Origin of the sequence: Shewanella yunxiaonensis, from assembly GCF_018223345.1 — a bacterium.
Taxonomy (GTDB): domain Bacteria; phylum Pseudomonadota; class Gammaproteobacteria; order Enterobacterales; family Shewanellaceae; genus Shewanella; species Shewanella yunxiaonensis.
The window spans coordinates 1866551-1878742 of sequence record NZ_CP073587.1 but is presented as its reverse complement, the minus strand read 5'-3'; the positions used below and the strand labels follow the sequence as shown (position 1 = coordinate 1878742).

The window sequence follows — 12192 nt, the reverse complement described above, 5'->3', positions numbered from 1 at the left end:
ATTAACGAGACCACCGGTACAACCAGGTTTCAGTCTTTCCAGAAGTCACGGCTTCAGCGCCAGCGACTGCATCGAATTGAAGTTCGGCTCTAAGCTCAGCGACTTGAGCATCTTTAGGGTCGAATTGGAAGGTCAAGCGGTAACCACCGTTATGCGGGTTCTCGCGGATCACCACATTATCGATACTGCCACTTGAGGCTTGCACTTTAGGCTCAGGCATAGTGGCAGGACGTTGCCCACCATTAAGTTGATAATCGATAACAAACAACCGTTTTGCCGTCGGTTTTGAAATATCAGCGCGACCACTGGCGGTACGGGCAACTGTGATAGTGCCTGGTTTTACCGATGGCTCATCGCCCCAGCTCAGACGATAGGCAAATCGGTATTCGCTTCCAGCACGAATGGGGTCCATCGGACGCCAGAACACCACAATATTATCGTGAATTTCCGATTGTGTTGGGATCTCTGTCAGGATCACTGACCCCTGCCCCCAGTTGCCAACTGGTTCAACCCATAAACTAGGATGTGTTTCAAATTGGGCGCGCAGATCCTGATAGGCACCATAATTACGCTGGCGTTGGATCAAACCAAATCCTTGGGGCGCATTATCCATGAAAGCGCTAATCTGCAATGTTTTAGGATTTGCCAAGGGGCGCCACAAACGTTCACTTCTCCCATTAAGCATTAATAACCCATCTGAGTCATGAACTTCTGGTCGAAAATCATCGACGTTCTGACGGCCATTGAGTGAATGCATATACATGCTGGTGCCAGGTGCCAGACCGACTTTATCAAGGTCAACACGAGGGAACAGTGTAGCTTCTACATCCATCTGAGTATTGTCACCAGGGCGTACAGAAAAGCGGTAAGCGCCAGTCACACTCGGGCTGTCTAACAGCGCATGAATGACCAGCAGATTAGAATCCGCATGAGGTTCTTCAATCCAAAAAGCCTTAAAAAATGGAAACTCCTCGCCCATCGGATCAGCAGTTCTCAGCGCCAGTCCCCGAGCAGAAACCCCATAATTGTCACCCTTGCCCAGCGCTTTAAAATAGGTGGCCCCCTGAAATACCAGCAACTCATCATAATAATCTTTACGATTAATCGGGTAATGCAATCGGAAGCCGGAGTAGCCTATATCGTTTTTCGGCAACGCTTGGTTGAAAGCCGTGCCAGTTTCAAAATAGTCTGAGTTATAGGCAAGATGTGATGCCTGATTACCACGAACCAATGCCAGTTCGACCAACTGTTTAAAATAAAACCCGCGATGAAATAGTTGTAATTGGTACGGTAAATTCTGGTTTTTCCAGATCGCCGCATCCTGGCGAAAATGGATATCTTGATATTGTTCCTGCGTCAGATTTTTCAGGGAATCGGGCAATGCTTCATCGGGAGCAACATAGGGTTTACTCGCAAGTTGTTTAGCCAGCTTAATCACGGTGTCTTGATCGAAAATGCCACTTGTCGCATATTTCGCATTGCTCACAGCGAAAGCGGCATCCGCGGTCTTTGCCGGTGCAGGAGTATTCTTATCGGATAATAACGCTTCAACCTTGTTCTCTTGGTTGAGAGGTGTCTTAGGATCAGCCCACACCACTGTTGATTGCAACAATACAACGACCAACAACACTGTTAGGCTAAGCGTTTTTCCAAATCGACTAAGCATGTAGAAACAACCTTATTAATCATTAAATCAAGAAAAGCAGGGTTTGTAATTCAAATCTGAGTGCCGCTATATAAAACGTCTCTGGTGGGCTAGCTTGTAGAATGCGGGCAATAAATTACTCCTAATTTCAGGACAAAGAAAGCCACCCGGTCTACTGTTTTTGCTGCCATTGTTAGCTGTATCTCGTCTCGAATGAAAACTGCTCACTAGTCCCCCTAAACACCGCTAGATAATCAAAACCTGGGTTGCTTTCGGAAAAAATAACCGCTAATCACCGAGACGTTCAGATAACTCCACACAACTGGGCTTCAGATTAATGAAAGTAACTCACGCTGCTATGGAAATCATAATACAAAGCATACGGTTACTTGTGAATTCTGGCAAAGATATACGTTAGTTTGAAAGCTACTTTATAAAACTAAACCTTAATGAAACTTTAATGACGTCTTGGCAAAGGCTGATACGGTAACGCTCTCGGGGCCTTTAAGTACTAGGATAGCTTTTATAAGTGATTATAAATCAGAAAATTATCTAAGATTTGGCGATAAAAAAAACCGGCAACACTGTGCCGGCTTTCTCATGAACGATGAATCACGCTATTGACGGCTTTTACCTGTCCAACGATCCATCCAACCTAACACTTTGCCATACCATTGCTGCAAATTATCAGGATTCAGGATCCAGTGGTTCTCATCTGGGAACACCAGCAATTCGGAAGGAATATTATTGCGCTGCATATAGGAAAATGCCGCTAAGCCCTGATCGTATGGCACTCGAAAGTCCTTCTCGCCATGGATCACCAGCATTGGCGTTTTCCAATTTTGCACGTAGTTAGCAGGATTGAACTTTTCATAAAGATCTTTGGCCTGCTCATAGGTACCGCCAAACTCATGTTCCGGGAACCACAGTTCTTCGGTAACATGATACATAGAGCGCAAATCAAACAGACCAGCATGGTCAACCAAGCACTTAAAGCCATCATTCCAGTTACCCTGGATCCAGTTCATCATGTAGCCGCCATAGGACCCCCCTAAAGCACAGGCATTTGACGCATCAATCCAAGGCTGCTGTTTCGCTACAGCGTCCAGACCTTTTTGTAAGTCCTCTAATGGCTTTCCACCCCAATCCATGCTGATGGAATCAGTGAACGCCTGACCGTAACCTGTAGAACCATGGAAATCGACCATCACCACTGCATAACCCGCTCCCGCCCACAGTTCTGGGTTCCAACGGAAGCTGAAAGCGTTGCCAAATGAACCTTGTGGGCCACCATGTACCAGAAAGGCCACAGGATACTTTTTGCCTTCTTCATAGTTTGCCGGTTTTAACCAATAGCCAAAAACTTCTTCATTATTCCAGCCTTTGAAGCTGAACTGTTGGAAGTCACCAAATTTAATCGTATCCAGTTTGGCGCGGTTAATATCGGTCAGGCGCTGCAGATCCTGACCATCGGTATTCATAGACCAAAGATCGCCAGGTTCAACCAACGATGCGTGTTTAACAATCAGTCGATCCCCGGCGAGGCCGACTAAACTGTTGCTGCCATCGTTGTAAAGTGTACGAACATCACCGAATTGTGTGTTGACCGCAAATACGGAAACCTGTCCAACATCCTGTGCGGTTACATAAAGGGTGTTGTTGTCTTTACCAAAGCTCAAGGAGGAAGGACTACGATCCCATAATGGCGCTACTTCTTTAGTTTGACCGGTAACCGTATCACGTAACATAATGCGGAAACGGTCTGCTTCAAATCCTGGCTTTTTCATCGCTAGATACGCGAGATAACGGCCATCTGCAGAAAACACGGGCTGACCGTCCCACGCTTTGTTTTCAGCGGTCAAATTAACAGTATCACCGCCGCTTACCGGCACCTGCCACAAGTCAAAATTTGTGGTCCATGCTTGGTCTTTTGCCGGCGCTTTGGCACTGTATACCACATACTTGCCATCTGGCGTAAAGGTCACTTCTTCCATGCCGGAAAATGGCTTCGGTGGTGTTTCGGTATCCAAACCTTTTGTGACGTCGACAGTCTTGCCTAATTGCCCGTTTTCGATTGGTGCGACAATCAGGTGATTACGTGCATGATCAAACCAGGTATCCCAATGGCGGATCATCAGTTGGGTATAATCCCGTCCAGTACTTTTACGCGCCTTTTCGGCGTCAAACTTGTCTTTGGAGCATGCTAAGGTGTCACATTCCGGGAATACCCGAATGCTCATGACGACCTGCTTACCATCAGCAGATAATTTATAGCCATCAATATCTAACGGCAGATGAGACACTTGCTGCGCCTCGCCGCCGCTAAGGGGCAGCCGGTACAATTGACTGCTACCATCGCGCGCGGCGATGAAGTAGATACTGCTATCATCGGCACTAAAAGTAACGTCGTGTTCAGTCCCTTTAGCCGTGGTTAACTGTAATGGCTTGGCATCTTTATTCGACAAATCCAACAGGTATAGATCTGAATCAGCTTTACCATCTGCACCAACGGTTTTTAGTCCATACACCAATTTGGTGCCGTCATTTGATACTGCCGCAGAATGCAATTTGTTGAGCTTCACCAGATCTTGCACCGTAAAAGGCTGCTTTTCAGCGGCGATTGCTGGCAATGCAATACCGGTGGCTAACAACGCCATACATAATGTATTCATTTTCATGGGTAGATCTTCTTATTTATTGTTCGATGGTTCAGGATTTAAACGTCAAAAAGGGCCATTTAGGCCCCTTTTTCATTTACGCTCACGCTTCTTTTGCTTGCTGGATCTTCACTTTCCAGATAGCCGGTCCAGTTTCGTGGGCGTTCACCCCTTTGGAGTCAACCGCTACAGTAACAGGCATGTCCTTAACTTCAAACTCATAAATTGCTTCCATGCCCAAATCTTCGAATGCGATCACTCGCGCCTTTTTAATGGCCTTAGAAACCAGATAGGCCGCACCGCCGACAGCCATCAAATACACTGCTTTATGTTGCTTGATAGATTCGACCGCTGCCGGACCACGTTCGGCCTTACCAATCATGCCCATCAAGCCAGTCTTTTCCAGCATCATACCGGTGAACTTATCCATACGAGTGGAAGTTGTTGGACCGGCTGGCCCCACGACTTCATCCCGGACAGGATCAACTGGGCCAACGTAGTAAATAAATTTCCCTTTGAAATCAACGCCAGCTGGTAATCCTTCACCACTTTCCAGCAAGCTCTGGATACGCTTATGGGCAGCATCACGCCCAGTCAGCATCTTGCCTGACAATAACAAGGTGTCACCACTATTCCAGGTTTCAATTTCTGCCTGAGTCACGGTGTCCAGATTCACCCGATGGGTATTTTCACCTACTTCACGGGTAATTTCTGGCCAGTCGTCCAATGATGGTGGGGTTAAATCCGCTGGACCGGTTCCATCAAGATGGAAATGCACGTGGCGAGTGGCGGCGCAATTGGGGATCATCACCACGGGTTTAGACGCCGCATGTGTTGGCGCTGTTTTAATTTTCACGTCCAGTACCGTCGTCAGGCCACCTAACCCCTGAGCACCGATTCCGAGATTATTCGCACGTTCGAAGATATCCAGACGCAGTTTTTCTTCCGCAGTTTCAGCACCGCGAGCCATCAACTCATGGATATCGACACTGTCCATCAAAGCTTCTTTTGCCATCACTGCAGCTTTCTCGGCAGTTCCCCCAATACCGATACCGAGCATCCCAGGTGGACACCACCCGGCGCCCATAGTCGGCAAGGTCTTTTCGACCCAGGCAGCGATATCATCAGAGGGATTAAGCATGACCATCTTGGATTTGTTTTCTGAGCCGCCGCCTTTTGCCGCAATGGCAACATCCACTTTATCCCCTGGCACAGAGACGATATGCACCACAGCCGGGCTGTTATCACGGGTGTTCTTACGAGCACCGGCAGGGTCTGCCACAATCGATGCCCGCAAGGTATTATCATGATTGGTGTACGCCCGGCGGGTACCTTCATCAACCATCTGTTGGATGGTCATATCGGTCTTATCCCACTGCACGCCCATCCCGACATAAACGAAACAGGTGACAATGCCGGTGTCCTGACACAAAGGACGGTGCCCTTCGGCCGACATACGGGAGTTAATCAGGATTTGCGCGATGGCATCTTTGGCGGCCGGACTTTGTTCACGCGCATAGGCTTCTGCCATAGCGTCTACAAAATCTTTTGGGTGATAATAAGAGATGTACTGCAAAGCATCTGCAATACTATCGATAAAATCAGCTTGCTTGATTACGGACATGTTTGCGCTCCAATTGCTCCCTGTCCTCGCTGTGGTGTTGCCACAGTGTCAGTGCCCCCAGTCGCACTGCAGTAAAGCCGCCATACCGCACGATTTCACCTAAGGTCAGGCTGTTATGGTCATTTTTGGTGGCGATTATGATAACCTCTCTCAGCTTTTTGGGCTACATCACATTTTTTGGATTTTAAAGTTAGATGCACACCACAAACAGCAATGCTATCGCTGAATGCCAATTGCCCTGGCAATATTCAGTTTGTGACGTATTTTCAATGCTTTCAGCACTGCCTTGGGCGGTGTTATTGGATTCTGCGGCGGCTAAGCATCCGGATGCCCGTTATGATGTGATCAGTGCATGGCCAGTGGCCACAGTGACGACTACCGGTAATTGCACGCAGGTTCACGATGCCAATGGACAGCTTATAGGGTCATCCACTGGCGATCCTTTTAAGCAATTACAACACGTTCTGGCGCAGTACTTTCCAACAGTCAAAACGACAAACCTTCCGTTCGCTGGTGGCGCAATCGGCTGCTTTGGTTATGACTTAGGTCGCAGCGTTGAGCAGATCCCCGATTGCGCTGCGGACGACATTGCGTTTCCGCAAATGGCTGTTGGTCTATATGATTGGGCATTAATTCACGACAATAAAACACAGGTCTGGCACTTGGTTCATTACGCGGGTCAAACCGCCTTAACTGAGTTACTACCGCGGTTGATGTCATTACGTGAAAATTCCACCGGGGTCGAATCGCCTGCATTCACCATGACTAGCGGCTGGAAAGCGCAAATAACTCAGGCAGATTACCTTGCAAAATTTGAACAAGTTCAACGCTATTTGCACAGCGGTGATTGTTATCAAATCAATCTGACACAACGCTTTTCCGCTACTTATCGCGGTAATGAATGGCAAGCTTATTGTGCTTTGAGACAAGCTAACGCCGCGCCATTTTCTGCCTTTATGCGGCTGCCCCAGGGCTGTGCTTTGTCAATTTCACCAGAGCGATTTATTGCCATCTCGGCTGAGGGGAAAATCCAGACCAAACCGATCAAAGGGACAGCACCAAGAAGCAACAATCCTGATGAAGATCGACAGTTAGCTGAAGCACTACTGCAATCAGAGAAAAACCGCGCCGAAAATCTGATGATTGTCGATTTACTGCGCAATGATATTGGCAAGGTTGCCACCTCAGGTAGCGTCAAAGTGCCCGAATTATTTGCGTTAGAAAGCTTTCCCGCCGTACATCATCTGGTGAGTACGGTGACAGGACAACTGCCACCCAAAGTCCACGCTTTAACATTGTTGCGTGCTGCCTTTCCAGGAGGGTCTATCACCGGCGCGCCGAAAGTGCGTGCCATGGAAATCATTGAATCGCTGGAGCCTTCGAGACGAAACCTCTATTGTGGTGCGATGGGTTATATCAGCCAACACGGCGTAATGGATACCAATATTGCGATAAGAACACTGGTGGCGGCTAACGGACAATTGCATTGTTGGGCCGGTGGCGGCATCGTGGCAGATTCTGATGGCGCTGCGGAATATCAGGAATGTTATGACAAGGTCAGCCGTATCTTGCCAGTTCTGACTGACTTCAAGGAGTAAACCGTGGATCTTACTGAGCTGCGTTGGCGTTTTGGATTAGGTATAGCCGCGCCATTACGCCAACCTCCGGGAATACCTCTAAAATTACGAAATGCCGCCGTACTAATGGCGTTTCAGACCGGCCCCAAAGGTGTTGAATTACTATTAACGCAGCGCCCCAGACATCTGAAAGCACATCCAGGACAAGTCAGTTTTCCCGGAGGCAAACAGGAACGACAAGATAAAAGTTTACTGGAAACGGCATTAAGAGAAGCGGAAGAAGAGATTGGACTGCCCGCTAATAATGTTGAACTGCTGGGCACCCTGCCCCAACATCACACAATTACCGGTTTTAATATCACACCAGTCGTCGGCATTGTTCAACGCCCCTTCAATATTTGTCTTAATCCAGGCGAGGTCAGCGCATTATTTACGGTACCGCTGGATTATCTGTTGCAACCGAATAATCGCCATGTGATGTTGATTCAGCGTCGGCAACAACCCCATCCGGTGACATTTATTCCCTATGGCGATAGGCTCATTTGGGGCGCGACAGCCGCTATCATCGATACGTTTTGCGCCATCGTCAGTCATGACATTCAAAGGATCACGAAACGTAAATAAAGCCCGGCGGTCACAGAACTCAAGAGTAACAACGGAATATTGAACCAATACCCCATGCGGTAATGACTTGCCAGATACCAGTTCAATGCCATACTGGTGAAGCTCAGTCCGGCACACACCCAGATAATGTGCTCCAGCAACGTCGTTTCTTTGAGATCCCAGTAAAGCCGCACTGGCACCCCATGACTGAAAAAATACCCTACAGCGCGGTCCGGCCTGGCATCATGAAAAACTGTCAGGGCATATACGGCCAATGCCCACCCTGCGATCGACATAATTGCTAAAATTATCTGTAAAAAACGCAGTTTTTTCATTTTCCTGCCACCTTTACGAAGCCGAAAATGGAGAATGATTCCAGAATACCTTTTTCAACTTGAGAAAAGCCACCAGCAAGGTAATATAAACGTCCAATTTTTCTGTACGATCAACAGTGTCTGCCTTACGTTGGCCGACAAATAACCGTTACCGACGGTCTTGGATAACGGTAAAAAGACGTTTCACTGGAGAACATAGCAATAATGAGCATTGCATCAGTCGCATCTGTATTTAAAGGCGAATATGCGGTCGGTTCTGAAGTTACCGTCCGCGGCTGGGTCAGAACCCGCCGGGATTCCAAAGCCGGCATCTCGTTCCTTGCCATCTATGACGGTTCCTGTTTTGACCCTATTCAAGGCGTTGTGCCTAATAATCTGCCAAATTATGACGATGAAGTGCTCAAACTGACCACTGGCTGTTCTGTAATTGTAACGGGTGAAGTGGTAGAAAGCCCTGGATCTGGCCAAGATTACGAATTGCAGGTCACCAAAGTTGAAGTGACCGGTTGGGTAGAGGACCCAGATACCTATCCGATGGCGGCAAAACGCCATTCAGTCGAGCATCTGCGGGAATTGGCTCACTTACGTCCTCGGACCAACCTGATTGGTGCTGTTGCGCGAGTTCGTAACTGTCTATCTCAGGCAATCCACCGCTTCTATCATGAAAACGGCTTTGTCTGGGTATCTACACCGTTGATCACTGCCTCAGATACTGAAGGCGCTGGCGAAATGTTCCGCGTTTCCACCCTGGATCTGGAAAACCTGCCACGTACTGAAGCAGGTAACGTCGACTATGACAAAGATTTCTTTGGTAAAGAGGCTTTCTTAACCGTATCGGGCCAGTTAAACGGTGAAACCTACGCCTGTGCGTTATCTAAGATTTATACCTTTGGGCCGACCTTCCGCGCTGAAAACTCAAATACCAGCCGTCATTTGGCCGAATTCTGGATGGTCGAACCGGAAGTGGCGTTTGCAGATCTCAACGACATTGCGGGGCTGGCTGAATCTATGCTCAAGTACGCCTTTAAAGCGGTACTGGAAGAACGTATGGATGATATGCAGTTCTTTGCACAACGCGTTGATAGCACCGTCATCGATCGGTTGCAACGTTTTGTCAGCAGTGACTTTGCCCAGGTTGATTACACCGATGCGGTTGAAATCCTCAAAAACTGCGATAAAGAGTTCGAGTTCCCTGTGGAATGGGGAACTGACTTGCAATCTGAACATGAACGCTATCTGGCAGAAGAACACTTTAATTCGCCAGTCGTGGTAAAAAATTATCCAAAAGATATCAAAGCCTTCTACATGCGTCTGAACCAAGACGGTAAAACTGTAGCGGCAATGGATGTATTAGCTCCCGGCATTGGTGAGATCATCGGCGGCTCACAGCGTGAAGAGCGTTTGGATGTGTTGGATCAACGCATGGATGAAATGGGTCTGGTTAAGGAAGATTACTGGTGGTATCGCGATCTGCGTCGTTATGGCACTGTCCCGCACTCAGGTTTCGGTCTGGGCTTTGAACGTCTGGTGTCTTATGTGACAGGTGTGTCTAACATCCGTGACGTTATTCCGTTCCCACGTTCACCACGCTCTGCCAACTTCTAACGTCAGGCGTTACAACATTCCCAAAAACGCGCTGCATTAGCGCGTTTTTTCTTTGGATTAGGCGCAAAAAAATGGGAGTGGACGCAATGCCATCTCCCATTAAATGCCGGTGTTAAGCATGACGATACCGGCCCCCACTTTCATAGACACAAACACAAGAAACAGGTCAATCCTCCCTGTATGATTAACCATAGATGATATAAAATCCGACAAGCAATAAAATCTGTAAAACCTGCGGTGGATCACGCCCAGATGTCCTCACATGGACAATTTGTAACAGGTTAATGTATAAGAACATTTATTTTTTGTAATTGCCTACTGAGGTCGCATCATGAGTAATGATGAAACTCTGCGTTTTACCGTTTCCCTGCCACAATCCCTGTTTGAAGAAATTGAAACGGATATTGAGACCCGAGGCTATCAATCTCGCTCAGAATACATTCGTGATCTGTTTCGAGACCGTATTGTTGATAAGCAATGGAACAGCAGTGTTGAAGACGTTGTCGGGGTACTGACGTTGATTTTCGATCATCATCAGCGCGGCCTGTCAGAAAAGCTGATCGAAATTCAACATGACCATATGGTGCACATTTTATGTAGTACACATGTGCATATTGACCATCATCGCTGTCTGGAAACCATCATCCTCAAGGGGCAGGCATCTCAAGTAAATCAGCTGGTAAACAAAATCGCCGCGTTAAAAGGGGTTAATTTAGCTCGTTTGAGCCGCGCCGGAATTGTCTAATCGTCACTTAACGTTGCTTAACCGGTTTGGGCAAAATGACTCTGACATCCAGCCCGTCAGGTACACCCGGCTTAATTGTCAATTTTCCCTTATGTAGCCCAACAATCTGCGCGCAAATTGACAATCCCAGCCCTGAACCTGCAACGTTTTCGTTGGCCACACGAAAGAAGCGTTCAGTGATCTGTCGACAACTTTCCTCATCAAGCCCTGGACCTGAGTCGTGAATTTGCAAAACTGCAGTGCCATGCTGTTTGTCTTCCCAGGCATTAATTTTAATGGGGCCGGCTTTATCTGAATATTTACAGGCATTATCTATCAGGTTCTTCAATACCAATTTAAGATAAAACGGATCGGCTATGACCATGATCTTTTCAGGCAGATGAAGCTCCCATTGATAGTCAGCAATGATCGGCAGCATATCGTTCAGAACTTGCTGCACCAACTCACTTATTCCGACCTCGGTTACATTCAACTGTTCCAGCGATTCAACACGCGATAACAGCAGCATTTGCTCTACCGTGTGTGCGATCTGCTCAATCCCTTTGTCTATTGCCTGATGGTGTAACAACAGCTCTTCGGGATTATCAGATTCCAGTAACCCCTGATGATGCAATTTGATCACGGCCAACGGGGTTTTTAGCTCATGAGCAGCATCACCACTGAACTTGCGCTCGCGACTCATAGCGGCAGCGACCCTCGCAATATAAGCATTCATGGCATCACGGACTGTGACTAATTCCGACGGTAAGCGCATGTGCAACGGTGTTAAATCACTGGGATCGCGCCGTTTTAATTTATCCGCTAACGTCTGTAACGGTTCCAGCAGCAGATAAGACAGAAAAATCATTAACAATGACACTAGCGGGAATACAATTGCAGGGGCAATCAAGCTGTTGCCCATGATCTGGTCTACCAGTTCCTTTCGCACATCATCGCGCTGACCCGCAATAATCCAGACATTGTTACGCGGCGAAAAATAACTGTACATGTGCCACAACGAGCCCATGTACATCTTGCGATGGTAGCCCACCACAAATTCTGCCATGGGTTGCTCAGCGGTATTTGCAGAACGGACCAACAGCTGGCCTTCAGGAGTCCAAATTTGAAACGCTAGCTTTTGTTCGTAAGCCAATTGCTGCGCATTGGCGTCTTCATTAAAGGTTTCAACTTTTGTCGGTTTTATTGACAACAGTAACGGATGATTTACCAGCGAATCCTGTCCGATTAGGGTCTGCGATCCATAAAACATTTCGAGTATTTTGGCACTTTGTAGCATCTGGGCATCAAATAACTCTTCAATTTGCCGGTGAGAATCATGGGTACTCAACCAACTGGAGATCCCAATAGAAAGTGAGATGCCCAACAGCATCACCCCCATCATCAACACCCGTAATGACATGA

Annotated in this window: 9 protein-coding genes; 4 read left to right on the top strand and 5 right to left on the bottom strand. The window is 47.6% G+C overall.

Going from position 1 to position 12192, the window contains the following annotated elements; all coding sequences use genetic code 11:
- Window position 1 precedes the first annotated feature (1 nt).
- The 3 genes from KDN34_RS08600 to KDN34_RS08590 all read right to left on the bottom strand — a co-directional run bounded on the left by KDN34_RS08600 (window position 2) and on the right by KDN34_RS08590 (window position 5926).
- A complete protein-coding gene (locus tag KDN34_RS08600; protein ID WP_212596440.1) occupies window positions 2-1666 on the bottom strand; it encodes a glucan biosynthesis protein G in 1665 nt (554 codons plus the stop codon).
- A gap of 596 nt (window positions 1667-2262) precedes the next feature.
- The gene (locus KDN34_RS08595) at window positions 2263-4323 is read right to left on the bottom strand and encodes a S9 family peptidase (protein WP_212596439.1); all 2061 of its coding nucleotides are present in this window, start codon (window positions 4321-4323) and stop codon (window positions 2263-2265) included.
- An 82-nt stretch (window positions 4324-4405) separates the two neighbouring features.
- On the bottom strand, window positions 4406-5926 hold the full coding sequence (locus KDN34_RS08590) for a fumarate hydratase (RefSeq protein ID WP_212596438.1): 1521 nt from the start codon (window positions 5924-5926) through the stop codon (window positions 4406-4408).
- Window positions 5927-6120: 194 nt separating this feature from the next.
- Here KDN34_RS08590 and pabB point away from each other — a divergent pair, with 194 nt between their 5' ends.
- Window positions 6121-7524: an aminodeoxychorismate synthase component I gene (gene pabB, locus KDN34_RS08585; protein WP_212596437.1), complete on the top strand. Its 1404-nt coding sequence runs from the start codon at window positions 6121-6123 to the stop codon at window positions 7522-7524.
- A 3-nt stretch (window positions 7525-7527) separates the two neighbouring features.
- On the top strand, window positions 7528-8127 hold the full coding sequence (locus tag KDN34_RS08580) for a CoA pyrophosphatase (RefSeq protein WP_212596436.1): 600 nt from the start codon (window positions 7528-7530) through the stop codon (window positions 8125-8127).
- Here KDN34_RS08580 and KDN34_RS08575 read toward each other — a convergent pair.
- The gene (locus KDN34_RS08575; protein ID WP_212596435.1) at window positions 8103-8441 is read right to left on the bottom strand and encodes a hypothetical protein; all 339 of its coding nucleotides are present in this window, start codon (window positions 8439-8441) and stop codon (window positions 8103-8105) included. The two genes, KDN34_RS08580 and KDN34_RS08575, sit on opposite strands and share 25 nt — an antisense overlap.
- Window positions 8442-8645: 204 nt before the next feature.
- Here KDN34_RS08575 and asnS point away from each other — a divergent pair, with 204 nt between their 5' ends.
- Together asnS and nikR are read left to right on the top strand one after the other, a co-directional pair.
- Window positions 8646-10046, top strand: a complete 1401-nt coding sequence (gene asnS, locus KDN34_RS08570) for an asparagine--tRNA ligase (protein WP_212596434.1) — start codon at window positions 8646-8648, stop codon at window positions 10044-10046.
- 331 nt (window positions 10047-10377) lie between these two features.
- Window positions 10378-10791, top strand: coding sequence for a nickel-responsive transcriptional regulator NikR (nikR, locus tag KDN34_RS08565; RefSeq protein WP_212596433.1), 414 nt, complete (start codon window positions 10378-10380; stop codon window positions 10789-10791).
- 7 nt (window positions 10792-10798) lie between these two features.
- On the opposite strand, the gene KDN34_RS08560 is transcribed toward nikR, so the two are convergent.
- Window positions 10799-12190, bottom strand: a complete 1392-nt coding sequence (locus KDN34_RS08560; RefSeq protein WP_212596432.1) for an ATP-binding protein — start codon at window positions 12188-12190, stop codon at window positions 10799-10801.
- Window positions 12191-12192: the final 2 nt, after the last annotated feature.